The organism is Micromonospora sp. NPDC049274 (assembly GCF_040678875.1).
Classification (GTDB): domain Bacteria; phylum Actinomycetota; class Actinomycetes; order Mycobacteriales; family Micromonosporaceae; genus Micromonospora.
In genome coordinates, this window is record NZ_JBFAQS010000005.1 from 127,856 (window position 1) to 151,547 (window position 23,692).

General features: G+C 74.3%; 19 protein-coding genes and 3 tRNA genes. 9 read left to right on the forward strand and 13 right to left on the reverse strand.

Features of this window, described 5'->3' with window-relative positions; translation table 11 throughout:
• Positions 1-26: 26 nt before the first annotated feature.
• The 3 genes from AB0K10_RS11655 to bioB are packed head-to-tail and all read right to left on the reverse strand — an operon-like array spanning position 27 to position 1,754.
• Positions 27-533, reverse strand: a complete 507-nt coding sequence (locus tag AB0K10_RS11655) for a GNAT family protein (protein WP_363682412.1) — start codon at positions 531-533, stop codon at positions 27-29.
• Between the two features lie 4 nt (positions 534-537).
• Positions 538-738 carry a hypothetical protein gene (locus AB0K10_RS11660; RefSeq protein WP_363682414.1) on the reverse strand — a complete coding sequence of 67 codons (201 nt, stop codon included), beginning with the start codon at positions 736-738 and terminating at the stop codon, positions 538-540.
• A gap of 20 nt (positions 739-758) precedes the next feature.
• Positions 759-1,754 (reverse strand): biotin synthase BioB, encoded by a 996-nt coding sequence (gene bioB / locus AB0K10_RS11665; protein WP_363682416.1) that lies wholly within the window; start codon positions 1,752-1,754, stop codon positions 759-761.
• A 252-nt stretch (positions 1,755-2,006) separates the two neighbouring features.
• On the opposite strand from bioB, the gene AB0K10_RS11670 reads away from it, so the two are divergent.
• The 4 genes from AB0K10_RS11670 to AB0K10_RS11685 all read left to right on the forward strand — a co-directional run bounded on the left by AB0K10_RS11670 (position 2,007) and on the right by AB0K10_RS11685 (position 6,299).
• Complete coding sequence (locus AB0K10_RS11670) at positions 2,007-3,143, forward strand: 8-amino-7-oxononanoate synthase (protein WP_363682925.1); 1,137 nt, start codon at positions 2,007-2,009, stop codon at positions 3,141-3,143.
• Between the two features lie 136 nt (positions 3,144-3,279).
• Complete coding sequence (gene bioD / locus AB0K10_RS11675; RefSeq protein WP_363682927.1) at positions 3,280-3,984, forward strand: dethiobiotin synthase; 705 nt, start codon at positions 3,280-3,282, stop codon at positions 3,982-3,984.
• Positions 3,985-4,038: 54 nt separating this feature from the next.
• Positions 4,039-5,625, forward strand: coding sequence for a histidine kinase (locus AB0K10_RS11680; protein WP_363682418.1), 1,587 nt, complete (start codon positions 4,039-4,041; stop codon positions 5,623-5,625).
• A 56-nt stretch (positions 5,626-5,681) separates the two neighbouring features.
• On the forward strand, positions 5,682-6,299 hold the full coding sequence (locus AB0K10_RS11685; protein ID WP_266251523.1) for a response regulator transcription factor: 618 nt from the start codon (positions 5,682-5,684) through the stop codon (positions 6,297-6,299).
• A 31-nt stretch (positions 6,300-6,330) separates the two neighbouring features.
• Here AB0K10_RS11685 and AB0K10_RS11690 read toward each other — a convergent pair whose 3' ends face one another.
• The 3 genes from AB0K10_RS11690 to AB0K10_RS11700 all read right to left on the reverse strand — a co-directional run bounded on the left by AB0K10_RS11690 (position 6,331) and on the right by AB0K10_RS11700 (position 9,007).
• A complete protein-coding gene (locus tag AB0K10_RS11690) occupies positions 6,331-7,152 on the reverse strand; it encodes an ABC transporter permease (protein WP_363682420.1) in 822 nt (273 codons plus the stop codon).
• On the reverse strand, positions 7,149-8,081 hold the full coding sequence (locus AB0K10_RS11695) for an ATP-binding cassette domain-containing protein (protein WP_363682422.1): 933 nt from the start codon (positions 8,079-8,081) through the stop codon (positions 7,149-7,151). The genes AB0K10_RS11690 and AB0K10_RS11695 overlap by 4 nt, the downstream gene beginning before the upstream one ends.
• An 83-nt stretch (positions 8,082-8,164) precedes the next feature.
• Positions 8,165-9,007: a polysaccharide deacetylase family protein gene (locus AB0K10_RS11700; protein ID WP_363682424.1), complete on the reverse strand. Its 843-nt coding sequence runs from the start codon at positions 9,005-9,007 to the stop codon at positions 8,165-8,167.
• 110 nt (positions 9,008-9,117) lie between these two features.
• Between AB0K10_RS11700 and AB0K10_RS11705 the strand changes: the two genes are divergently transcribed.
• A complete protein-coding gene (locus tag AB0K10_RS11705; protein ID WP_363682426.1) occupies positions 9,118-9,411 on the forward strand; it encodes a hypothetical protein in 294 nt (97 codons plus the stop codon).
• Here the strand turns inward: AB0K10_RS11705 and AB0K10_RS11710 are convergent.
• Together AB0K10_RS11710 and AB0K10_RS11715 are read right to left on the reverse strand one after the other, a co-directional pair.
• The gene (locus AB0K10_RS11710; RefSeq protein WP_363682929.1) at positions 9,385-10,509 is read right to left on the reverse strand and encodes a cytochrome P450; all 1,125 of its coding nucleotides are present in this window, start codon (positions 10,507-10,509) and stop codon (positions 9,385-9,387) included. The genes AB0K10_RS11705 and AB0K10_RS11710 overlap by 27 nt on opposite strands.
• Before the next feature lie 66 nt (positions 10,510-10,575).
• On the reverse strand, positions 10,576-11,244 hold the full coding sequence (locus tag AB0K10_RS11715) for a 50S ribosomal protein L11 methyltransferase (protein WP_363682428.1): 669 nt from the start codon (positions 11,242-11,244) through the stop codon (positions 10,576-10,578).
• 180 nt (positions 11,245-11,424) lie between these two features.
• Between AB0K10_RS11715 and AB0K10_RS11720 the strand changes: the two genes are divergently transcribed.
• Positions 11,425-12,279 (forward strand): hypothetical protein, encoded by an 855-nt coding sequence (locus tag AB0K10_RS11720; protein WP_363682430.1) that lies wholly within the window; start codon positions 11,425-11,427, stop codon positions 12,277-12,279.
• An 88-nt stretch (positions 12,280-12,367) separates the two neighbouring features.
• Here AB0K10_RS11720 and AB0K10_RS11725 read toward each other — a convergent pair whose 3' ends face one another.
• From AB0K10_RS11725 to AB0K10_RS11735, 3 genes are all read right to left on the reverse strand, one after another.
• Positions 12,368-15,301 (reverse strand): M36 family metallopeptidase, encoded by a 2,934-nt coding sequence (locus AB0K10_RS11725; RefSeq protein WP_363682432.1) that lies wholly within the window; start codon positions 15,299-15,301, stop codon positions 12,368-12,370.
• A 414-nt stretch (positions 15,302-15,715) separates the two neighbouring features.
• On the reverse strand, positions 15,716-16,297 hold the full coding sequence (locus AB0K10_RS11730; protein WP_363682434.1) for a TIGR03086 family metal-binding protein: 582 nt from the start codon (positions 16,295-16,297) through the stop codon (positions 15,716-15,718).
• Between the two features lie 108 nt (positions 16,298-16,405).
• On the reverse strand, positions 16,406-17,008 hold the full coding sequence (locus AB0K10_RS11735; RefSeq protein ID WP_363682436.1) for a TetR/AcrR family transcriptional regulator: 603 nt from the start codon (positions 17,006-17,008) through the stop codon (positions 16,406-16,408).
• A 411-nt stretch (positions 17,009-17,419) separates the two neighbouring features.
• Between AB0K10_RS11735 and AB0K10_RS11740 the strand changes: the two genes are divergently transcribed.
• The 3 genes from AB0K10_RS11740 (at position 17,420) to AB0K10_RS11750 (ending at position 17,685) form a co-directional block, all read left to right on the forward strand.
• Positions 17,420-17,492 (forward strand) — tRNA-Gly (locus AB0K10_RS11740).
• A gap of 34 nt (positions 17,493-17,526) precedes the next feature.
• Positions 17,527-17,597 (forward strand) — tRNA-Cys (locus AB0K10_RS11745).
• A 13-nt stretch (positions 17,598-17,610) separates the two neighbouring features.
• Positions 17,611-17,685 (forward strand) — tRNA-Val (locus AB0K10_RS11750).
• 82 nt (positions 17,686-17,767) lie between these two features.
• On the opposite strand, the gene AB0K10_RS11755 is transcribed toward AB0K10_RS11750, so the two are convergent.
• Positions 17,768-20,527 carry an FtsX-like permease family protein gene (locus tag AB0K10_RS11755; RefSeq protein WP_363682438.1) on the reverse strand — a complete coding sequence of 920 codons (2,760 nt, stop codon included), beginning with the start codon at positions 20,525-20,527 and terminating at the stop codon, positions 17,768-17,770.
• Positions 20,524-23,688, reverse strand: a complete 3,165-nt coding sequence (locus AB0K10_RS11760) for an FtsX-like permease family protein (RefSeq protein WP_363682440.1) — start codon at positions 23,686-23,688, stop codon at positions 20,524-20,526. The genes AB0K10_RS11755 and AB0K10_RS11760 overlap by 4 nt, the downstream gene beginning before the upstream one ends.
• Positions 23,689-23,692: the final 4 nt, after the last annotated feature.

The following is a 23,692-nucleotide window of genomic DNA, read 5'->3' on the forward strand; positions in this document are numbered from 1 at the left end:
TGCGGTGCCGGGCACGCCCCTCCGATTCAGTCGGTCAGGTCGTCGGCGAGCAGGTCCATCAGCAGGGCATCGTGCCAGCGGCCGTCCTCGCCCCGCTCGTAGCGGCGCATGATGCCCACCGGACGGAAACCCACCTTCGCGTACGCCCGGATGGCCGCGCTGTTCGCCGCGGCCGGGTCGATGGTGAACCGGTGGTGGCCGTACTCGTCGATCAGGTGCCGGGCCAGGGTGCGGATCGCGTCGACGCCAAGCCCGGCACCGCGCACCGCCGGGTCGAGGAAGATGTCCATGCTGGCATGCCGGTAGTCCGGGTCCGGCTCGGCGTGCCACTGGATCGCGCCGACCACCCGGCCGTCGTGCTCGATGGCGTACAGGGCGAGGTCGTCGTCGCCCAGGTCGGCGTGGACGGCTGCGGTCAGGTCGTCGCCGCCGCGCCACCACCGGCGTACCTCCGGGTCGGCCCGGATGGCCGCGAGGGCCGGCACGTCCGCGACCGTCGCCGGTCGGAGGGTCACCGCACGTCCACGCAGCATCGGCTCAGCCCCGACTCTCGCCGTGCTCGACGCAGACCGCCGACCAGCCGACCGGCAGCACCTGCACCTTCATCCGGCGTCGGCAAGCCGGGCAGTAGCGCGGCGGCTCCAGCGCCCGGGCCGCCGCGCACGACTCGTGACCGGCGGCCGACGCGTCCTCGCCGCAGCGGTCACACCAGCGCTGTGCTGCCACAACCTCGGTCACGTCGTCCTCACCGGTTCAGCTCAGAGGGTCGCGGACAGGGCCTTGACCGGCATCTTCAGCTCGTCGAGCAGATCCAGATCGGCGGTCGCCGGCCGACCCAGGGTGGTCAGGTAGTTGCCGACGATCACCGCGTTGATGCCGCCGAGCAGACCGTCGCGGGTGCCCAGGTCACCGAGGGTGATCTCCCGGCCGCCCGCGTACCGGAGGATGGTGCGCGGCATGGCCAGCCGGAACGCGGCGATGGCCCGCAGCGCGTCCTTGCCCTCGACCACCGGACGGTCGCCGAGCGGGGTGCCGGGGCGGGGGTTGAGGAAGTTGAGCGGCACCTCGTGCGGGTTCAGCTCGGCGAGCTGCGCGGCGAACTCGGCGCGCTGCTCGACGGTCTCGCCGAGGCCGAGGATGCCGCCGCAGCACACCTCCATGCCGGAGTCGCGCACCATTCGCAGCGTCTCCCACCGCTCCTCCCACGAGTGGGTGGTGACCACGTTGGGGAAGTACGACTTGCAGGTCTCCAGGTTGTGGTTGTAGCGGTGCACGCCCATGTCGACCAGGTCGTCGACCTGCTCCTGGGAGAGCATCCCCAGCGACGCGGCGACCTGGATGTCGACCTCGGCCCTGATGGCGGCGACGCCCTCGCGCATCTGCTTCATCAGCCGGTCGTCCGGGCCACGCACCGCCGCCACGATGCAGAACTCGGTCGCCCCGGTCTTCGCCGTCTGCTTCGCGGCCTCGACGAGCGACGGGATGTCCAGCCAGACCGAGCGCACCGGGGAGGTGAACAGGCCCGACTGGGAGCAGAAGTGGCAGTCCTCCGGGCAGCCGCCGGTCTTCAGCGAGACGATGCCCTCGACCTCGACCTCCGGGCCGCACCACCGCATCCGCACGTCGTGGGCGAGCTGGAGGGCGGCGGGCAGGTGCTCGTCGGGCAGGTTCAGCACGGCGAGGACGCCGGCCTGGTCGAGGCCGACGCCGTCACCCAGGACCTGGGTGCGGGCCTGGTCGAGGATCTCTGGCATGGCTCGTACCCTACAAGGCCCCCGGTCAGCCGGGTACGACCTGCCGTCCGGTCGATCTTCACCAGCGACGCCGCGCCGACGGCGCAGTGGCAGCGAGTCACCGGTCGTTGACGTTGGGTGGTCGCACGCTCCTCGGCTTCACCGGTGGGTGGCCCCCGCGTGCCGTGGATTCGCCGGGTCGGTGGTGGCGGGTGGTAATTTCGCCCGGCGGGTGTCGGCGTGACCGGCGCGGACGGCGGTGAAGGGGTGACGGTGGCGGACTGGCTGGCGGCGCTCGATCGCCGCGCGCAGTTGCGGGCGAAGGCCGGGCTGACCCGTCGGCTGCACTCTCGTCCCGCCGACGACCGGATGACCGACCTGGCCGGCAACGACTACCTCGGCCTGGCCACCCACCCGGAGGTCACCGCCGCGGCCACGGCGGCACTGTCAGCGTACGGGCTGGGAGCGACCGGGTCGCGGTTGGTGCGCGGCTCGACCGACGCGCACGAGGCCCTGGAGGACGAGCTGGCGCAGTGGCTGGGCACCGACCGGGCTCTCGTCTTCTCCTCCGGATACCTGGCCAATCTCGGCGCGCTGCGGGCCCTCGTCCAGCCCCGGACCCTGCTGGTCTCGGACGCGCACAACCACGCGTCGCTTATCGACGGCTGCCGGATCTCCGGCGCGGAGACGGTGGTCAGCGCGCACGCCGACGTGACGGCGGTGGCCGCCGCGCTGGCCGTGGCGCCGGGACGCCCGGCGGTGGTGGTCACCGAGTCGGTCTTCTCGGTCGACGGCGACCTCGCGCCGCTTGCCGACCTGCACGCGGTGGCCCGCCGCTACGGCGCGCTGCTGCTTGTCGACGACGCGCACGCCCTCGGCGTGACCGGGCCGTCCGGGGCCGGCGCGGTCGCGGCCGCCGGGCTGGCCGGCGAGCCGGACGTGGTGGTCACCGCCACCCTCTCCAAGGCGCTCGGCGGGGCGGGCGGGGTGGTCGCGGGCCCGGCGGAGTTCGTCCGACATCTGGTGGAGACGAGCCGTACGTTCATCTTCGACACCGCGCTGCCACCGGCCGTCGCGGCCGGTGTGCACGCGGCGCTGCGGCTGGCCCGGGCGGGCGACGATCTGCGCGCCGAGCTGGCCGACCGGGTGGCGCTGGCGGTCGGTCGACTGGGCGCGGCCGGCTTTGCCGTCTCCGCGCCGGACGCGGCGGTGATCTCGGTGGCGGCGCCCGGCCCGGAGGCGGCGACCGCCTGGGCGGCCGACTGCCGGGACCGGGGTGTCGCGGTGGGTTGCTTCCGGCCGCCCTCCACCCCGGACAGCCGCTCCCGGCTGCGCCTCACGGTCAGTGCCGGGGTGCCCCGGGCGGATTTCGAGCGGGCGCTGGACGTCATAGTGGAGTGTGCGCCGTGAGCGCGAGGAGTGAGCCGGTTTTGCGAGCCCCGCAGTCGCGAACCTCTGGTGGTCCGGTGAGCGCGAGGAGTGAGCCGGTTTTGCGAGCCCCGCAGTCGCGAACCGAGACGACGCCGTGAGCGCGTGGGAGGGGCCGGTGCTGGTCACCGGCACCGACACCGAGGTGGGCAAGACGGTGGTCACGGCGGCTATCGCGGCGGCCGCGCAGGCGGCCGGCCTGCGGGTGGCGGTGGTCAAGCCGGGTCAGACCGGCACGGCCGGCGGGGAGCCTGGCGACGTGGACGCGGTCAATCGGCTGGCCGCCCCGCTGACCGGTCGTACGCTTGCGAGTTTTCCGGATCCCCTCGCCCCGCTGGCCGCCGCCCGGGTCGCGGACCTGCCGCCGCTGGAGCTGTACGCGGCGGTGGACGCCGTCCGGGAGGAGGCGGACAAGCACGACCTGGTCCTGGTCGAGGGGGCCGGCGGCCTGCTGGTGCCGATGGGGCTGCGGCCGTCCGGCGAGGCCTGGACGATGGCCGATCTGGCGGTGTCGCTCGGCGCGCCCGCGGTGGTGGTCACCCGCGCGGGGTTGGGCACGCTCAACCACACCGCGCTGACCCTGGAGGCGCTGGACCGTCGTGCGGTGCCGGCCGGCGTGGTGATCGGCGCCTGGCCGGCGTCGCCGGAGCTGGTGCACTGGACGAACCTGACCGACCTGGTGCCGAACCTGCTGGGCGCGGTGCCGTCCGGCGCGGGCGCGATGGACCCGGGGGTGTTCCGGCGGTCGGCGCCGGGTTGGCTCACTCCGGCGCTGCACGGGGTGCTGGACGACTGGCGCGTCTGGGCCGAGGAGAGCAGCTGAACACCTGACTTTCGTCAGTGTCCGCGCAGGTCGGACGTGGGTAGCCTGGCCGCCGTGAGGATCCTGGACCGGTCGGTGCCCGAGCGGTGGCGGCGTCCGTTGCTGGACGTGCTGCTCTGGGCGGTGGTGTCCGCTCCGATCGCGGCTGCCCGGCTGAGTCCGCCGTACCCGCGATTCGACGTGGCGCTGCTGCTGGGTTCGCTGGCGCTGCTGGCGGTCGCGGTGGCGTCGGCGCGGCGCTGGCCGCTGGTGGGGTTGCTGCTGGTGGTGCTCGGCTCGCTGGTGGACGGCAACTTCGTCTTCGCGATCCCGGTGTTCAGCTATCTGAGCGGGCGGCGCAGTGCGGGCCCCGCGCCGGCGGCCGTGCTGTTCGGCGTGATCGCCCTCGGTGGCACGGTGCTGAACCTGGGGTTGCTCGGCACCGGGGCGGCGACCTGGTTCCTGCTCGCTTCGGTTCTGCTGTTCGCCGGGGTGTTCCCCTGGCTGGTGGGCCGGTACCGGCGGCAGCAGCAGGCGCTGGCCGACGCCGGCCGCCTGCACGTCGAGGCGCTGACGCGCGAGCGGCGGGGCGCTGCGGAGCGGGTACGGCTGCGCGAGCGGGCCCGCATCGCCGAGGAGATGCACGACTCGCTCGGTCACGATCTGAGCCTGATCGCGGTGCGGGCCGCCGCGTTGGAGCTGGCCGACGCCCTCGCCCCGGAGCACCGGACGGCGGTGGGTGAGCTGCGGGCCAGCGTCGCGGCGGCCACCGAACGCCTGCACGGCATCATCGGGGTGCTGCGGGAGGAGGGCGGTCCGGCCGGCGTCCGTCCGGTGGGGGAGACGGTCGTCGACCTGGTGGCCGGGGCCCGCGAGGCAGGGATGGCGGTACGGCTGGACGCCCCGCCCGACACCGTGGAGTTGCCCGGGATGACCGGTTCCGCCGCCCATCAGGTGGTGCGGGAGGCGCTCACCAACGCGGCCCGGTACGCCCCGGGCGCGCCGGTGACCGTCGCCCTCGCCCGCGACGTGGACGTGGTGGAGGTGCGGGTGCGCAACGCGTCGGCGCCGGCCGGTCCGCTGCCCCGACCGGCCTCCTCGGGGAGTGGCCTGCTGGCCCTCGCCGAGCGGGTCCGGCTGGCCGGTGGCGTACTGGATGCCGGCCCGTCACCCGACGGTGGCTTCGCGGTGCGCGCCCGGCTGCCGCTGCCCGCCGAGGCGCACTCCGGCGCGGGGTGGACGGGGCTGCCCGTTGCGGTGGGGGACGTGCTCGACGGCACTGGTGACGCCCTGGTCGGCGGTGGCCCGGAACGGCCGGCGGACGCCGAGCGCCGGCTGCGTGAGGCGCGTCGGCGGGCTCGGCGCAGCCTGCTGACTGCCCTGGCCGCCCCGGCCGGTTTCGGGCTCGTCCTGTCGCTGCTCTACTACTCGTTCGCCACGGCAGGGACGGTGCTGGACGAGTCGGCGTACGACCGGATGCGGCCCGGGACCGAGCGCGCCGACCTGCGGGGGTTGCCCCGCCGGCAGCTCACGCCGCCGCTCGGCGTGTCATCGCCGGGATGCGAGTACTACACCGACGGCAACTTCCCCCTCGCCGAGCCGACGTGGCGGCTCTGCTTCACCGACGGCCGACTGGCCAGCAAGGAGCGGATCGAGTCGTGAACACCGACACGGCTGTGCCGACGCCGGTCCGGGTGGTCCTCGCCGACGACGAGGCGATGATCCGGGCCGGCGTCCGGGCCATCCTCGCCGCCGATCCGGGCATCGAGGTGGTCGCCGAGGCGGGCGACGGGCGGGCCGCGGTGGAGCTGGTGCGCGCGCACCGACCCCGGGTGGCGTTGCTGGACATCCGGATGCCCCGGTTGGACGGACTTGCCGCGGCCGCCGAGATCCACCGGGTCGCGCCGGCCACCGCGACGCTCATGTTGACCACCTTCGGCGAGGACGACCACGTGGCCCGGGCGCTCGGGCACGGCGCGAGCGGGTTCCTGCTCAAGTCCGGCGATCCGCGCGAGCTGATCGCCGGGGTGCACGCGGTAGCCGACGGCGGGGCGTACCTGTCGCCGCGGGTGGCCCGCCGGGTGATCGAGTTGGGGGCCGGGCGGCTGGCGCGCCGACCTGCCGCGCGGGACCGGACGGCCGGGCTGACCGAGCGGGAACGCGAGGTGCTGGCCCTGGTCGGGGCGGGGCTGTCCAACGCGGAGATCGCCCGCCGGTTGCACCTGGTGGAGGGCACCGTGAAGAGCTACCTGACAAGCATCTTCACCCGGCTCGACGTGCGGAACCGGGTGCAGGCGGCGATCCTCGCGTACGAGGCGGGGTTGGTCGAGCAGTGAGCGGGGGCCGCGAGGGCCCCCGCTCGCTGCCTCAGGCGTCGCGGCGGCGCAGGGCGGCCCGGCCGAGCAGCAGGGCGGCGCCCGCCCAACCGGCGAGCACCAGCAACCCCACCGTGCCCGGGTACGGGTCGGTGTCGCCGGCCATGAAGTGCCCACCGGCCACCCCGGGGAACGCGTTCGCGATCCGGTTCAGGACGGCGATGTCCGGTTCCTGCAGGGACAGCGGCACGATCATCAGGGTGGCGAAGAGCACGACGATCGTGAGCACCGCGCTGCGCAGTGCCGCGCCCAGGCCGAGCGCGAGGACGCTGACCAGGGCCAGGTAGGTCGCCACCGCCACGATGTCGCCGATCGTGCCGGCGATCGGCGCGCTGCCCCACTCGCCGAGCACCGGCCGGGCGACCAGGACGCCGAGACCGCCGAGCAGCAGTCCGAGGACGAAGGTGACGGCGCCGGTCACCACGGCCTTGGCCAGGAGCACCCGGCCGCGTGCCGGGGTGCACTGCAGGGTGGTCCGGATGGTTCCGCTGGTGAACTCCGTGGTGATGGCGAGCAGGCCCAGCGCCAGCACGGCGTACTGGGTCAGGTCGACGGCGTCGATCAGCACGCTTCCGGCGGCGACGATGCCCGGGTCGTCGGCCGGGTCGTCGTTGGTGTTGGCGTTGGCCGCGTAGATGGCGAGCTGTCCGGCGCTCGCGGCCATCACGAGCAGCCCGGCCAGCATCGTCCACCAGGTGCTGCGTACCGAGACCAGCTTGGTCCACTCGGCGGCTACCGCGGCGCGGAAAGCCGCCGGCGCGCTGACCGCCGGCGTGGCGGTGGGACGACTGTCCACCACGGTCTGCGTGCTCATCGTGCGTCACCTCCGGTCGGGCCGCCGGCGTACTCGACGCTGTCGGCGGTCAGCTCCATGAACGCCTGCTCCAGCGACGCGCCGTGCGGGCTCAGCTCGTGCAACCGCACCCCCAGCTCGTACGCCAGGTCACCGATGCGGTCGACCGTGGCCCCGGTGACTGTCAGCTCGTCCGGGCCGGCCGGTTCGACTGTGGCGCCGTGCGCGGCGAGACGTGCGGCCAGGGTGGCCAGCCCCTCGGAGTGCGGGCTGCGGACCCGTACGGCGTGCCCGCTGCCCGCGATGACCTCGCCGACCGGGGCGTCGGCGAGCAGCCGTCCCCGGCCGATCACCACGAGCTGGTCGGCGGTGAGCTGCATCTCGCTCATCAGGTGGCTGGAGACGAAGACCGTGCGGCCCTGCCCGGCCAGGGAGCGCAACAGGTGCCGCACCCAGCGCACCCCGTCCGGGTCGAGGCCGTTCACCGGCTCGTCGAACATCAGCACCGGCGGATCGCCGAGCAGCGCTCCGGCGATGCCGAGCCGCTGGCCCATGCCCAGGGAGAGGGTACGGCCCGGTTTGGCGGCGGCACGCGCGTCCAGTCCGACGGTGTCGAGCACCTCGTCGACCCGTCGGGAGGGGATGCCGTTGCTGCGGGCCATGGCCAGCAGGTGCGCGCGCCCGGACCGGGTGGGGTGGATGGCCCGGGCGTCGAGCAGGGCGCCCACCTCGTGCAGTGGTCGCCGCAGCTCCCGGTACGACCGGCCGTCGACGAGCGCCGTTCCGGCGGTGGGCCGGTCCAGGCCGAGGATCATCCGCATGGTCGTGGACTTGCCGGCGCCGTTGGGGCCGAGGAAACCGGTGACCCGGCCGGGTGCGATGTCGACGGTCAGCGCGTCGACCGCGACTGTGGCCCCGAACCGTTTCGTCAACCCACGTAATGTGATCATGCGCTGACGCTAGGCGTCCGCCACGTCGGTCCGCCGCGCCCGAAGGGCAGCACCCGACCCTGACTTTCGTCAGGCCGCCCGGGTCAGCGGATGTAGTCCTCCAGCAGCGCCGGGGTGAGCCCCGCCCGGTGGATCGCCTTCAACGCCGCGAGGAGGTCGTCCATCAGCGCCGGTCGGAAGTGCATGAGCAGCACGTCGCCGGGTTGGACCACCTTCTCCGGGGTCTGGTAGCGCACCTTGCCCTCGTGGACGGTCTCGGACCAGTGCAGGACCGCCTTCGCGCCGCAGTCCCGAGCGGCGGTCAGCGTGGTGCTGTCGTACTCACCGAACGGGGGGCGGAACAGGGTCGCCCGCTTGCCGAACAGCGTCTCCAGCCTGTCCGCGGCGCCGCAGATCTCCCGCTTCTGGTAGCTGTACGACCGGCCGGCCAGCGAGGTGTGCCGGATCGTGTGGTTCTCGACGACCCCGCCGACCGCCTGGATCTGCCGGAAGTAGTCGTCGTGCTCCTCGGCCGCCGGCGAGTTCAGGAACATCGTGACCGGGATGTGCGCTTCCCGGATGAAGTCGGGCACCGCGGGCGGGCGGGCCAGCCCTCCGTCGTCGATGGTGATGAAGGCGACCTTCTGGTCGATCGGCAGGCGGTGCCAGAACGGGATCGCTCCGGTCGCGGTCATTGGCACCGGCTGCGGCGGCGGCGCGTCGGGAAAGGTCGGCACCTGGGACACGTACCAGTCCAGGCTTCCGTGGGCGGGCCTGGCCGTCGCCGTCGGCGAGGCCGACGGCGTGTTTGTCGAAACCGCGGGGCTCGGCGGGGTCGCGGTGATCTGCCGGGCATGAAACACGGGGCCGGCTGTGCAACCGCTCAGCGCCAACAGGGCCAGAAGCGTTGCGGCGGCGAGGATCTGACGAGCAGGGGTGACGGACACGCCCGGAAACATACCGAGTCACGGTCAGGTGCCGCGTGCCCGTTCCCGTGCTTCCTTGCCCGGGCTGCGTAGCCTCGAATCGGAGTCGATTCGAGCAGCGGGGGCAGCCGATGACGCGGTGGATCTTGCAGATACTCGCCACAATTGGCTTCGGCCTGCTGCTGGGGTTCATCGGGCTGACGATGACCCTCGACCTGTTCGGCTTTGTCGACGCGGAAACCCGCCGGTTGTCGAAGAACCCGTGGAACCGCCTGTGGGGAATTCCGGATCGGAGTCCGGCCGAGCTGCGGAGGGACAGCGGCTTCACCCTCGGGCGGTTCCTCGTCGGCGGCGCCGCGCTCCTCCTCGGTGCCCTGGCCCTGATCGGGGGCATCGTGCTACTGGTCAGCGGGCCGCTCGACTGATCGCACCACGAAGGCGTCCGGCATCCGGAAGGTGAGGTTGTCCGGGCACCACGGCGGTCGGACCACTGTCACGTCGTCGAGCAGCGGCGTCGCCTCGGCCACCACCACGGCCGCCTCCATCCGGGCCAGGACGTCCCCGACGCAGCGGTGCGCGCCCGCCCCGAACGCCAGGTGCCGGCGCGACCCGCGCTGCCCCGGGCGGAACTCGTCGGGCGACTCGACGATCGCCGGGTCCCGGCCGGCGCGGGCCAGCCACAGCACGATGCTGGTGCCCGCCGGCACGGCGGTCCCCCCCAGCATGCCGTCCATCGCCGCGACGCGACGCCACGTCACGATGGGCGGTTCAAGGCGCAGGCCCTCCTCGACGACGTCGGCGACCGCGACGTCGCCGGTGCGCAGGCCGGCGCGTACCGCCGGTTCGCCGGCCAGCCGGTGCAGCAGCAGGGTGAGGAACTGCGAGGTGGTCTCCTGGCCGGCGACCAGCAGGAAGAAGAGCGCGCCGACCACCACGTCCGGTGGATGGCCGCCCGCGCGCAGCTCGGCGGCCAGGCCACCGCCGGTGGCCGCGAACTCGCGCAGGACGCCGTGGAAGCGGCCCACCTCGGTGGCGAGCGCCACCTGCCGGTCGTCGTCCAGGGGCGCCCAGAACAATTCCAGCGCCGCCCGGGCGAACTCCTTGACCGCGCCGACCGGCGCGTCCGGCAGCTCCACCAGCCGGGCCAGCACCAGCAGGGGCAGGTCGGCGGCGAGGTCCGCGTACAGGTCGACAGCCGCGCCGGCGTCGAGCGCGGCGCGCAGCAGGGCCACCCGCTCCCGGACCAGGGCGGTCAGCCAGGGCCGCTGCGCGGCGACCCGGGCGGGGTGCAGCGCGTCGGCAACGATCGCCCGGATTCCCGGATGGCTGGCGGTGGAGTTGTTTGCGAGGGTCGGCGGCAGCCGGAACCGGTGCCCGGCGAGCACCCGCAGCGCGGTCACCGGCATCGGGGTCACCGCGTCCAGGGCGTTGTCCGGCCGGTAGCGGCCCGGGTCGGCGAGGACCTGGCGGACCAGCGCGTGCCGGGTGACGACGAGGTGACGTACGCCGACGTGGTCGGTCACCTCGGCGACGTCCGGCCAGGGTGCCTCGACCTCGGACGCCCAGCCGGAGAACAGCACGTCGACACGCTAGCCGGCAGCCCCCGGCAGGCCGGCGCGCAACTGCCAGACGGTGGTGCGCTTCACCCGGACACTCTCCAGGGCCTCCGGCACCGGCACGTCGTACGCGGCCAACTCGTCGAAGCGGTCCCGGGGCAGGAACGCCCGGCCGGGGTCACCGACAAGCGCCGGCGCCCCGGCCCGGGCGGCCCGCAGCAGGAAGCGCAGCACCCGGCGAGCCATCGCCTCGCTGTAGAACACGTCCCCGGCGAGCACCACCTCGGCGTCGCCCGCGTCGCCGTCGAGGATGTCGCCGAACTCGGCGTCGACGCGTACCCCGTTGGCCTCGGCGTTGAGCGCGACCGCCGCGACCGCCAGCTCATCCACCTCGACGGCCCGCACGGACGCCGCTCCGGCCCGGGCGGCGGCGATGGCCACCAGGCCGGAGCCGGAGGCGAGGTCGAGCACCCGGCGGCCGGCGACCAGCTCCGGGTGGTCGGTGACGTACCGGGCGAGCGCCTGCCCGCCGGCCCACGCGAAGGCCCAGAACGGCGGCGGCCGGTCACTGGAGAACTCGCCCTCGGTCAGCTCCCAGAGCCCGATCGGTTCGTCCGCCTGATGCAGGCGCACCTCGGGAACGAACGCCACCGGGGCCAGTCGGGCGTGCAGCCGGACGAACGTGCTGGAGAGCTCGGACACGCTGGCGATTGTCCCAGCGGCCGACCGCCGGGCGTGTCGCGGGGCCCGGTGACCGGTTCACCACTGTCGGTGATAAGGCGTCCTCTCCTTGCCGCCCGGTGCGAACACACCCGTCTGGCCCCCTCGACACCGCGCTCCTAGCGTTGCGGGGTGGGGGCGACCGGACGGAGGGCGGCTGTGGTGACGGTGTGGCGAAGTGCGCTACGGATCGGAGTGGTGCTGGCCTGCCTGAGCGGGGTGGAGCTGGCGCTTGCCGCTCCGGCGCAGGCGGCCTTCGCGACCGAGATGAGCGGCCTACCGGCCCGGTTCACCGCCGGGGACCAGGTCCGCACGATCTCCGCGGTGGTCTCGCAGACGGACCGGCGCGGCCGCTGCGCGAAGGTGCGCTGGTCGATGGTGCTCCGCGTGCAGGGCATCCGGCTCGACCAGGTGAAGATGGACCGGGTGGAGGAGACCGGCGACTTTCCGCTGGAGATCCGGACCGAGGGCGACGTGGCCCGGCTGACCGACAGGCAACTCGATCCGGGCACGCTCTGCCCGGGGCGCACGGTCACCGCCCGCTACCGGGTGGCCTTCGACGAGGACGTCACCCAGGGACGGGTCACCCTCGCCGCCGAGGCGTACGACGTCAACCTGCGCCTGTTGGCCCGCCAGACGGCCACCCGTTCGGTGGTGGGGGCGGGTGTCCGGCCGACCGGTACGCCGACACCGAGCGCGACGCCGGCCGAGCCCAGCGACCCGCCCAGCGAAGCGGTCGAAGAGAGCACCCCGGCCGAGGAGCCGGTCGGCGACCAGCCCGTCGACGCCGCGCCACCCGCGGCCGGCGCCGGCCGTCCGGTCTCCCAGACCGGCGGATTCGGCGTGGTGCACGCCGCGTTCCTGCTCGGCGGGTTGCTGCTCTCCCTCGGGTTGGGGTTGCTGCTGCGGCTGCGTCACCTCACCCGGGCCGCGACGGCAGCGGAGGGCGACCCGCCGGTGGACCGGCTGTGGGAGCGCCCGGCGCCGGCCGACCCCTGGCGGCCGGCCCGCCGTTGACCCCGGGTCACGCGCGACCGGCCCGGCGACCGCCGCCACTGCGCCCAGAGGTGCCGGGGCCGGCGGAGATCCGCCGGCCCCGGCGATGTCACTTCGTGAACGCCTGGAACTCGGCGATCCTGACCTGGGCACGGGCCGGGCTGGCGGTCGCGCAGTCCGTCGTCGTGGCCGGATCGGCGTCCTGCTCACCGGCGTACTGCGGGCCGCCGGTGCACTGGCTGGCCAGCACCTCCAGGCGCAGGTGGGTGGCCAGGGTGGCGGGCACCGCGAACGTCCGCAGGTTGATGTCGCGGCTGTACGCCCGGTACACCCCGCCGGGGAACGCGTCGCCCGCGCTTGTGTAGATCCGCTGCCAGCGCGCCGGATCCGCGCAGTCGGTGGTCGTCGCGTCGCACGCGGACACCGCGAACGAGCGCAGCGCGGTGAGCGCGTTCTGACTGCCGGCGTCGGCGTCCCCGGTGATCGCGGGACGCAGCATCGCGCTGACGTTCACCCGCTTGACCGTCTGCGGACCGTCGCCCGGCAGGTCCACGGTGAGCTGCCGGCCGGTCACCCCGTCCAGGGAGGCCCAGTTCGTCGCCTCGGTGTCGTCGGCGACCCGGTCCAGGTTGACCCCGTCGCCGGTGATCGTGGCCCCGGAGGTCGTGGACGCGAGGTTGCGGCTCATCCGCAGGTCCACGGATCCGGTCCGGCCGGCCTCGGCGACCACGCTGAGCCGCTGGTGCCCGAAGCCGGGCGCGACGGCCAGCAGGTCGTACGTGCCGGCCACCAGCTCCACCGTGTCCGGGATCGGGGTCGCCGGGTCGGTGTCCGCGATGGGGGTGGCCCGTGCCTCGTACGCCCCGACGTACACCCGGATCGGCGCGTCGACGCTGTCCCCACGGGGGCGCAGGGTGAGCGTCGCGTTGCCGCCGCGGGGCGAGGCGAAGCTCGGCGTCGGGTCGGTGTCCGCGGCGCCGTTGGTGGCGGCGTCGCGGCCCATCCCGGAGCGGGCGAACTCGGCCCAGATCAGGTCCTGGTTCGCGCCCCCGAAGCGCAGCAGGTCGGCGGTGAGCATGTTGTCGCGCATGTCGAGCATGCTGACCTGGCTGACCGCCTGGAGCAGGAACGAGTCGAACACCAGTTGCGACCAGCGCCGGTTGCCGGGGCACCTGTCGGCGGCGACAGTGCCCTGCGCGCACTCCAGTTGCCGCTGCGGCGTGCCGAGGCCGTACCGCTTGACCAGCGCCGAGCGGACCCGGTAGTTGGTCGCGCCCCAGATCTCCCCGTCGGCGTGCACGGCCGGGCCACCGGTGTTGTAACCGATGTCGGAGTAGTTCAGCGGGCTGCGGCTCAGGTCGTAGTTGCGGATGCCGCTGACCAGGTTGCCGGTGACGTAGCCGCCGGTGACGAAGGGCGTCTCGCCGGGGGCGCGCAGCCCGTTCTGGTACAGGTACTCGCCGGCGAGCAGGTCGCCCCACGACTCACCCATCGCCCCGCCCTGGTGGCCGCCGATCCCGCTGTCCGGGCCGGCGATCATCCGGTTGGTGATGGCGTGCGTGTACTCGTGGCCGATCACCGTCATGTCGTAGTCGCCGTCCACGCACGGCGGGTACGGGCCGCCGGCCTGGGGCTGCCACAGGTACATGTTTGTCGTCGGCGGCTGGCCGTCGCGCCCGGTGCCCTGGTTGGCGTTGTTGCGGTTGCCGGTCAGCGCGCCCTGCTGGGCGCGGCCCTGCTCGGCGTCGCCGCCCAGCCCGGACGGGGTCAGGTTGACCGCCTGGAGGTTCCATGCCGACTCGGTGAAGCCCAACCGGTACGCCCAGTCGTGCATGCGGTTGTGCATGACGAAGAGGTTGGCGATCGCCGCGTCCGCGTCGTTGCGCTGCGCGGACGTGAACACCTCCGGGTTGCACTTCGCCTGGTGCCACTGGTCGGTGAACGGGTACTCGTAGCGGCGTTCCGGGCTGGGGGTGGCCGGGACGACAGGGGTGTTGTTGCCCCAGGAGAGCACGGTGTTGGCCGAGTTGCCGCGCGAGGTGAAGGTCGGGGTGCCGGTGGCCGCGTCGACGTCCCACGGCTGGCCGGTGGCCGGGTCCCGCTGGGCGGCCTGGCAGCCGGGGGCCGGGTCGCCGCACCAGCGCACCCGGGGGTCCTGCCCGGCGGCGAGGTCGCGGGGCGGGGTGGCCGGGAAGACCGCCCAGCTCGGGTTGTCCGAGTCGAAGTCGACGAGGTCCTCGCGGACCAGCACCTTTCCGGTGCTGCCGTCGACGTAGCTGGTGAAAGCGGCCGGGTGGTCGGTGTCCGCGCCGATCATGGTCACCTCGTAGGCGGCCCGGGGCCCGTCCAGCGGGGTGGGCACGGCCACCGCACGCACGGTGTGACTGGCCACGGCCGTCGCGGTCAGCCCGGCGTCGGCGAGGGCGTCGGCGTACGCCTGCTCGGCGGTGCGGGTGGCCGGGGCGGGCGCGCTGGTGTCGCGGGCCAGCGAGGAGTTGACGGCGAGCACCGAGCCGCCGGAGACCGCGACTGTGACCAGGCCCTCGGGCCCGGCCGGCAGGTCGCCGAAGCGCTGCCGCAGGGTCACCACGGCGCCGCTGCCGATCGGTCGGACCAGCACCCGTTCCAGGTCGGCGACCGTCGAGGCGTCCATGCCGTACAGGTCACGGTTGGTCCTCAGGTAGGCGCGGGCGGCGGCCTCCGGGTCGCCTGGCAGTCCGGTGGCGAGCGGGGTACGACCGGGGCCGAGCGCCTGCGGGGTGCCGAACCGGTTCCACCGCACGTCGGGATCGGCGGCGCGGGCCAGGCCGCGCTGGCGGGCGTCGGGTGCCGCCGTACCGGAGCGGTTGTCGAGGTCGGCGGGTTCGTGGTTGCCCTCGGCGAACGGTCCGGACGAGCGTGGGGTGGACGGCGCGCCGCCGGCGGGGGCCGCGGTGCTCGCGCCTGTGGGTAGCAGCGCGGCGATGGTCGCGGTCGTCGCCAGGACGGCGATGAGCCGGCGTCGACGCCGGCTCATCGGGGGTGACCACTCCGGTTGTGGCACGGAACCTCCTCGTGGGAGCGGAAGGGCCGGCGGCTGCCGGCCGACACAGCGCGGTGACGCATGTGCATCTGTGGATATCAGTCGGCCGGGGTGGCGGCAAGGCCCAAGGTCACTGATGCGCCACTCAATCAAGATGAGTCGACTTCGCAAAGCCGGTGACTGTCCAAGGTGGCCCTCGTTCCGGCCGCCTACGGGCACTTCCACGTCGAGCAGCACCGCGGCCACCACGTACGCGTCGCCACGTCGGAGGACGCGGCCAGCTCACGGCTGGGGGAGGGCTTCTGGGCGGGTACGCGACGATGGTGGTCGTGGCGCTGGTCCCGCCGCTGTGGCGGCGGGTGGTGGACCACCGGGTGCTCGTGCACTACGGCGGTGACGTGGGCCTGGCCCGTACGGGGCCGCGATGGTTACCGCTCAGTCGCCCGGGGCCCAGTCGGGGTCGCGGCCGAAGGCGGCCAGCAGGCGGTCCTGCTCGTCGGCGTCGGCGGGCACCTGTGTGCCGTCGCCGACCAGTTTGTCGCGGCGGTAGTCGTCGACCCGGCCGGCGAACCACTGGGCGCACACGTGCACCGCGTCCGGGTCCAGTCGCGGGTCGGCGCCGATCGCCACCGCCAGATCCCAGCCGTGCACCAGGTGTTCGGCGAGGAGCTGCTGGACGTACTCGGCGGCCGGGGTCGCGCCGGCCGACAGATGCACGGTGCGGTCGATCGTGCCGGGATGGGTGACGGCGATCTCGGCCTGCGCTGCCGCCTCCCGCGCCGTCGTGACCGGGTCGGCGCCGAGCACGTCACCGTCGAGGCGGTCGCCGACCTCCTCGATGGTGCGGCCGGCGAGCAGCGGGACGCTCCACCGGTCCTCGCCGACCACGTGGTTGACAAGGGTGCGGACGTCCCAGTCCGGGCACGGTGTCTCCTCGGCCCACTGGCCAGGCCCGATCTGGTCCACCCGGTCGACGAACTCGGCCAGGCTCCGGCGGTACGCCTCCAGCAGATCCATGCCGTCGATTGTTCTCCTCGGGGCGGTGGCCCGAGCCGTTTTGCCAGGCCCGGGAGCCCCGGGTCGTGCTGCCTGCCGCGGGGATCGGTGTCGCCCCGCCGGCCCCGCTCAGTCCAGGTCGGTCGGGGCCAGGCCCAGCTCCCGGGAGGTGACCAGACGCACCCACTCCCCGAGCTGTCGGCGGGAGATCACCCGGTCGTGCACGGCGAGCTGTACGGCGAGGCCGTCCATCACGGCGCTGATCCGCCAGGCGGCCCCCTCCGGGTCGGCGCACTGGAAGGTGCCGTCGGCGACCCCGGCGGAGATCACGGCGGCGAGGTCCTGCCGCCAGCGCAGGTCGAGTCGGCGGGACACCTTCTCCAGCTCGGGGGTGCGCAGTGACTCGGACCAGCCGTCGATCCACATCGACCAGGAGGTCGCCCGCCCGGCCGGGGTGTAGAGCTTGAGGATGCGGCGGAGCTTCGTCAACGGCGGGGCGGAGGAGCGGGTGACCGCGTCGAGGCGGGCCAGATCCTGCTCGACGGCGTACGCGAAGGCCTGCGCGAGCAACCGCTCCTTGGTGGCGAAGTGATAGAACACCAGTGCCTGGCTCACGCCGGCGGCCTGTGCCACGTCCGCCGTCCGGGTGTTGGCCAGACCGCGCTCCACGATCACGTCACAGGCGGTGCGCAGCAGGGCATCCAGGCGGATCTCGGCCGCACGTCTCGTCACGACCGTTACCGTAGCCCATCCACCCGAACACGAACAGTTACCGCTACCGTCCGATTGGTGGGGCAACAGTCGGAATCCGGACAGTTTCCACAGGTGCCGTGGGCCGGTTTCCGGGCGGCGTTCGTCGAGGTCCGCCGCCCGTCGACGAGGTGCGTCGCCGCCGGTCAACGGGCCTTTTGTCCCGTGGTGCCATCGACCGTTGGTTGATGCCGGAGTGTGACGGCCGGACGTCAATTGAGAAGCCAGTCCAGCTCCCTAGGAAGCCTGTGGTGGGTGGGCCGGACGTTCCCGGCACCCGGCACGGCCACCCCGTCCGAGCGGGAGGGGGCGCGCCGACGCGGACCCCGAGTTGGCAGTCGTTCACCGGCTCGGCTAAAGTTCTCATCCGTCACCCGGGAACGCCGGGGGCGTGCGGACGTAGCGCAGCTGGTAGCGCATCACCTTGCCAAGGTGAGGGTCGCGGGTTCGAATCCCGTCGTCCGCTCGGAGCTGCCGCCACGCATGACGGGGGCAACCTCGGTGGGGTGGCCGAGAGGCGAGGCAACGGCCTGCAAAGCCGTGTACGCGGGTTCAAATCCCGTCCCCACCTCGGTTTTAAGCACGGGCGATTGGCGCAGTGGGAGCGCGCTTCCTTGACACGGAAGAGGTCACTGGTTCAAACCCAGTATCGCCCACCAGCTGGACAAGTAGGTTGAAAGGCCCGTTACCGAATCTTCGGTGACGGGCCTTTGTCTATTCGGGTCGTAGCCCACCGGCCGTTTACTCGCCAGCGCGGAGCACCTCGCTCAACCGGTCGCGTCGCCGCAGCGCCGACTCGACAGGTACGACGGTGGCTGCCGCCGCCAGCAGCGCCACGCTCAGCAGGCCGAGCAGCCACCACGGCAGGACCGGACCCGGGTCGGTGGCTTGGCCGGTGAGCAGCCGCAGAGCGAGTGGGCCGAGCAGCAGGCGTGCGAGCAGGGCCCCGAGGAGCGGGCCGCACACCGCGGCGACCACGGCCGGCGGCAGCAGCTCTCCGGCGGCGACCCAGCGGGCGTCGCGTGGCCGCAGACCCAGAGTCCGCAGCCGGGTCAGGGTCTGCCACCGCTCCGACGCACCCGCGGCGGCGGCGAGCGCGAGGCCGAGCAGCCCCAGCGCCAGCATCACCGCGGCGGCCGTCCACGCGAGCCGCAGCAGCCCCTTGGTCAGCGGCGCCATCCGCTGCGCCCGCAGGACGTCCGCGCGCAGCACGACGTCGGCAGCGACGTCGTTGCTCGACACGGCCCGCGCCGCCCCGGGGCCGGTCACCCAGACGGTGTTCGGAACGGCGGGCAGCCCGGCGTCGGCGAGGGCCGCGGCGTCCACGATGACGACGTCGCCGGCACCGCCGACGGAGGGAGCGGTACCGACCGCGGTGAGATGGATCGCCGGGCCGTCGTCCCGGAGCAGCTGCAACCGCGTACCCGTTCGCAGCTCGCCGTCGCTCGATCGGACCAGCGCCGGGACGTCCCCGGGGCCGGGACCGGGTGCCGTGAGCCGGGCCAGCGCCGGCGCGTCGGGCAGCGGGGTCGTGGCCAGCAGGCGCTGAAACGCGCCGGCGTCCACGATGACCAGGCGTGGGGCGAGCGGTGTCGATTCGCTGAAGACGCGCGCCGAGTCGGTCACCCGGGCGACGACGACCTGCCCCACCCCGGGAGTGGCAGCGATGCGCTCGGCGAGTGCGGGCGTGGCGGTGGCGGCGTCGGCGCTGACGTCGAGGCGGGCGTCGGCGCCGACGGTGCTCCACGCGCCGTCGGCCAGCCCCCGGGTGACGGTGGCGCCGAGGACGAGCGCGAACGACGCGAGCGCCGTGCTGCTCACCAGTATCAGCAGCGGCAGCGTGCGCCCGGCCGTGGTGGCCGCCCGCGCGGCGCCGAACACGGCCAGCGGGCGGCGCGAGCGCAGGGCCTGTCGGAGCGCGATCCGCGCACCGAGGGGCAGCAGCCGGAGCAGGACGAGCGCACCGACGAGCGTGCCCAGAGTGAGGGCGCTGATCGGCAGGATCAGGTCACCGGTCAGCTCACCGGTCTCGCCGTCGGAGGCGACGGGCAGGAGCCCGCGCTGGTGCAGTGCGCCGAAGGCGGCGACCGCGGCGATCAGGACGGCGGCCTCCACGCCCGCGCGGCGCAGCTGGCCGGTGACCCGGATCCAGCGCCGAGCGGCCGGGTTGGCGGGTTGACGCCGGTCGCGACTGGCGCGGGCGGCGGCGAGGGTGCCGAACACCGGCCCGGCGACGGCACCGGCCAGGAGCACGGGAACGGCCCAGGTCCAGGAGACGCCCGGAGCGGCTGCGCCAGCGAGCGCGAGCCCGACAGCGGCGGCCGACAGGGACACCACTGCGGACTCGATGAGCAGTTCCGCACCGATGTCAGGTAGCGCCGCCCCGCGCTGCCGGGCGGCGATCAGAGCCGGAGCACGGCGGCGGACCAGCAGATCGGCGGCGAGCAGCAGGACCAGCACCGTGGCGGTCAGCACCCCGGCGAGCAGGACGGCGGCCTGTGTGAGGACGGCGCTGATCCGGCTACGGGCGTCGCGCAGCGCCGTGTCGAGCTGCGATTCCCACTTCAGGGACTCGTTGCGCTCGCCCGAGGATCCGGAGGCCGCCTTGAGCTTGACCACCTGGCTGGCGAGCGCTGCGGTGGTGTCCCAGGTCAGCGCGTCGGGTTCCGGGGCGAAGTGGACGGTGCGCGGCAGTTGGTCCTGGTCGACGGCGAGTCGGGCGTCCGGTAACGACTCACGCGACAGCAGGCCGCCGTACCGGGTGGTCCCCACGCCGTCGACACCGGGCAGGGGGCTCAGGAGCGACGGGGCGAGCCGCCAGGCGGGGTCGGCGCCGTCCGCGGGTCGGTAGATCCCGCTGACCCGGATGTCCTTGTCGCGTCCCCGGCCGTCGCTGACCGGGATCCGATCCCCGGGTCCGAGCTGGAGTGCGGCGGCGTCCGCCTCGGAGAGGCCGACCTGCACCGGCCAGGGCGGTCCCCCGTAGGGCGTCTCGACGTACTCGTCGGGGAGAGTGGCGCCGGGCGCGTTGCCGGCGATCCAGGTCACGGCCGGGCCACCGAGGTCACCGGCGAGGTAGGTGAACTGGAAGGTACGCGGCGCGTTGCCCTCGGTGATGTGCAGGATCGGACCGTTGACGACGGCGATGGGCGCAAGGAGCGTGGCGTCCAGGTCGGATCCGAGCGCGTGGGCCGCCCGGGTGCGGAAGGTGTCGACGTCGTCGGCGAGGCGGGGTGCGCGGACCCGCCCGCCGGTCGGGCCGTCGTCCCGTTCCCAGTCGGCGTGCACGAGGACGTTCGAGTCCTGGCCGGCGCGGCGGACCGCGTCCTGGACGGCGTTGTCGGCGGCGGCGCGGAGCAGTGCCGGCGCGGCTCCGGCGAGCAGCGCCACGGCCGCGATGACGGCGGCGGTGAGCAGCAGCGGTCCGGCGTCGGTTCGGGCCCGACCGCGGATGCTGGGCCAGTGCGGCGCCGGCCGTCGGCGGGTCAGCCACTGTTTCACGGCGCCACCCGCAGGTGCGCTGCGTCGGCCCGCCGGACCTGCACGGCGACCACGACGGTGACCGCCAGCAGGCATCCGACCAGCAGTACGGCGAGCAGTGCGGCCTCGGCCGGCCATGGCCAGTGCGGTTGGGCGGCCGGCACGGGCGCGGCGCCGCTGTCGGAGCGCACGAGCAGGGGAGCGACGACGCGGGTGGCGAGGGCGCCGACGGCCGCGCCCGTCGCGAGGAGGGGCAGCAGAACGCCGGCGTGCTGGCCGAGCAGGACGGCCCGGATGCCGCGCCGGGACATCCCCAGGCCGCGGAGCCGCGCCACCTCGACGGCGCGGAGCTGCAGATCGCAGGTGACGTGCAGGACGACACCGGCGAGCAGCAGCAGGACCGCGGCCGGGACGATGAGCCGGAGCGCGGCCGGCAGCCCTGCGCGCAGTGGGCCGCCGGTGAGGCGGGCGGTCTCCGCCTCGCGGGCCGCGACGCTGCCCAGGTGCAGGGCGGTGGCCCGCTCGGCGGCGCCGCCGGCGGGGTGACCGACCCACCAGGCGTCTACCGGGAAGGTCAGGTCGCCGGTGACGGCGCGTGCGCGGGACAGCGTGTCCAGGTCGGCCAGGACGGCGACGGCGCCGGGGGCGGACGGCACGGTCGGCACCACCTCGGTGACGACGATCGGGACGGGCGTGATGCCGACCGTGACGCTGAGCTGGCTGCCGCGGTGGGCGCCGACCTCGCTGGCGAAGCGGGCGGAGATCGCGACGGGCACCGGGCCGGGGTTCGGGAACGCGGTGGCGACCATGGTCCGGGCGGCGTCCTCGGCACCGCCGAGGTCGACGGTCGCGGCCATCCGCAGCGCGGTTCCCGCAGGCGTGGCGGACAGGCCGACGGTCAGGTCGCTCACCTTGGTCGGGACCGGGGGCGCGGACGTGGCGGTCCAATCCGATCCGTCGGGGGACCTCTCGGTCGACCCTGTGGGCGGCACGGTGAGTGTGACGGCTACGGCGACGGGCGCGCCGACCGCGTCGGAGGTGAGCGGCAGGGCGACCGCGACGAGGCGCTGCCCGTCAGCAGTCGCGCAGGCCGGCAGGCGGACCTCCTGGCCGTCGAGCGGTACGGCGGGACCGGTGCAGGTCGTGCGGAGGCCGGTGGCGTCCTGCAGCAGCAGCCGGGGTGTCACGGCGAGCGGGGTGTCGCCGGCGGCGGTCCCGCTCAGGACGAGTGGGGCGTCGGCAGGAATGGCGATGCCGGCGACCGGGGTACGTGGCGCCAGCGTGGCACCCACGTCCGACCATCCGCGGTCGCCGTCCAACCGCCCACGTAGCAGCGCGTCGGCGCGGGTGGTGTCGACGGCGACGAGGCGCGGCGGTTCGCCTGCGGCGCCGAGCCACTGACCGACGGTGGTGCCACGGTTGAGGGCTGGACTCACCGCCCCCGCGGTGGCGGCGCTGACGATCGCGCCCTCGCCGGCCACCGGCGCCGTGCCGAGGGTGAGTGCCAGATCGGTGCCGACGGAGAACGCGGCCTGGTCGCGCTGCGACTGGTGCCACGTGTCGTCGAAGGCGAGGCCGAACGTTCCGGCCGCGCAGGCCAGCCCGACGAGCAGCCCGGCGGCGACCGCCTGGGGCCGGCGGGCGCTCTCGGCGACCGCGAGCGGAAGCGCCAGCCCGCGGGCGCGGTACGCCAACCGGTCGGCGCCGCGCAGGGCGGGCAGTACGACCCGGAGCGCCAGGGCGGCGCCCGCGGTGAGCAGCAGCGCCGGGGCGAGCACCCGTACCGCGTCGGCGCGCGGGCTGGCGGCGGTGGGCTGCGCGTACAGCTGCCACCATCCGGCGGCGGCGAACACCGCGAGCATCAGGTCGGCACCGGAGCGGGCCAGTAGTTCGCGGCGGGTGCGTCGGTCGCCGGCTGCCGGGACGGCCCGGATCGCCAGGACGGCGAGGACGGCGGCGAGCGCCAGCGCGCCGCCGGTGACCGCGAGGACCTGGACGCCGGTGATGGCCGGCGCGACGGTCAGGCCGGCGGCGTCCAGCGGTGGCAGGTGGGTCAGACCGGCGTGCAGGGCCGACGAGGCCGGTATCGCGAGCGTGGCGGCGACGGCGGTGATGAGCCCGGCCTCGAGTGTGGCGGTCGCGGCGAGTTGGCGACGGCTGGTGCCCAGGGCGGACCGCAGGGCGGTCTCGTCGGCGCGGATGCCCGCGGTCAGCCGGCCGGCGAGGACGAGCGCCGTCGCGGTCAGGACACTGCCGAGGGCGGCGATGGCGAGCACGACGGCGGCGGTGACGTGCCGTTGGTCGTCGGCGGATCGCAGGGTCGCCGGCAGGTCGGAGGCGACACGTGCGAGCTGGACGCGGTCGCCGAGGGTGCCGGCCAGCCGGCGGTCGGCGCCGTCGACCGCCCCGGCGACGGTCTCCAGGTCGCGGCGGTGGGGGTCGGACAGGTCCGGATGAGCGGTGATCTCCATCCGGTCGACTGTGGAATCGGTGGTGACCAGGTCGGCGAGGTCGACGAGGAACGGGCCGTAGGCGTTTACCGGTTGCAGGAAGCGGCCGTCCCGGTAGCCGATGGCGGAGCCGGCCGCGGCCAGGGGGTCGCGGTCCCAGCCGCGCCCCGGCAGCGGCCGCACCACACCGACGACTGTCACGTCGACGGCCGGGACGGGCGCGTGGGCCAGCTCGGTGCCGAGGCGCACCCGGCGGCCGGGGGTGAGGCCGAGCAGGTGGGCGGTGGACTCCAGCAGCACCGCGTCGCCACGGTGCTGTGGCCAGCGGCCGGTGACCAGCTCGGCGCGGGTCGGCAGGTCGTCCAGCCCGGACAGGTACGCCTGGGGCGCAACGGTGGTGCCCGGGGCGAGCGCGGGCGGCAGCGCCCGCAGCACCGTGGACGCCCGCGCGCTTGTCGTCACCGGGAACGGTGCGAGTGCGGAGGCCACGACGGTGCGGGTGTCGGCGGTGACGGACGCCGCGTCCGGGCCCTCGACGGTTCCGGTGTAGACGGTCACGTCGACGGCGGCGGGGGCGGCGCGGGCCATGGCGACCTCCAGCGCCCGCTCGGTGGTGCGGGTGCTCAGCAGGGTGCAGGTGCCCAGCAGGGTCGCGCCGATCGTGACGACCCCGAGGAGGGCTGCCAGCAACGGCCACTGCGCGCGGGCACGCCGGCTGACCAGCCTCAGCATCGTC

Excerpts from the sequence above, each read along its gene's own strand:
- AB0K10_RS11685 (WP_266251523.1), top strand. The coding sequence starts at position 5,682 with ATGATCCGGGCCGGCGTCCGGGCCATCCTCGCCGCCGATCCGGGCATC.
- AB0K10_RS11655 (WP_363682412.1), bottom strand. The coding sequence starts at position 533 with ATGCTGCGTGGACGTGCGGTGACCCTCCGACCGGCGACGGTCGCGGAC.
- AB0K10_RS11730 (WP_363682434.1), bottom strand. The coding sequence starts at position 16,297 with ATGGATCTGCTGGAGGCGTACCGCCGGAGCCTGGCCGAGTTCGTCGAC.
- bioB (WP_363682416.1), bottom strand. The coding sequence starts at position 1,754 with ATGCCAGAGATCCTCGACCAGGCCCGCACCCAGGTCCTGGGTGACGGC.
- AB0K10_RS11760 (WP_363682440.1), bottom strand. The coding sequence starts at position 23,688 with ATGCTGAGGCTGGTCAGCCGGCGTGCCCGCGCGCAGTGGCCGTTGCTG.
- AB0K10_RS11695 (WP_363682422.1), bottom strand. The coding sequence starts at position 8,081 with ATGATCACATTACGTGGGTTGACGAAACGGTTCGGGGCCACAGTCGCG.
- AB0K10_RS11690 (WP_363682420.1), bottom strand. The coding sequence starts at position 7,152 with ATGAGCACGCAGACCGTGGTGGACAGTCGTCCCACCGCCACGCCGGCG.
- AB0K10_RS11705 (WP_363682426.1), top strand. The coding sequence starts at position 9,118 with ATGACGCGGTGGATCTTGCAGATACTCGCCACAATTGGCTTCGGCCTG.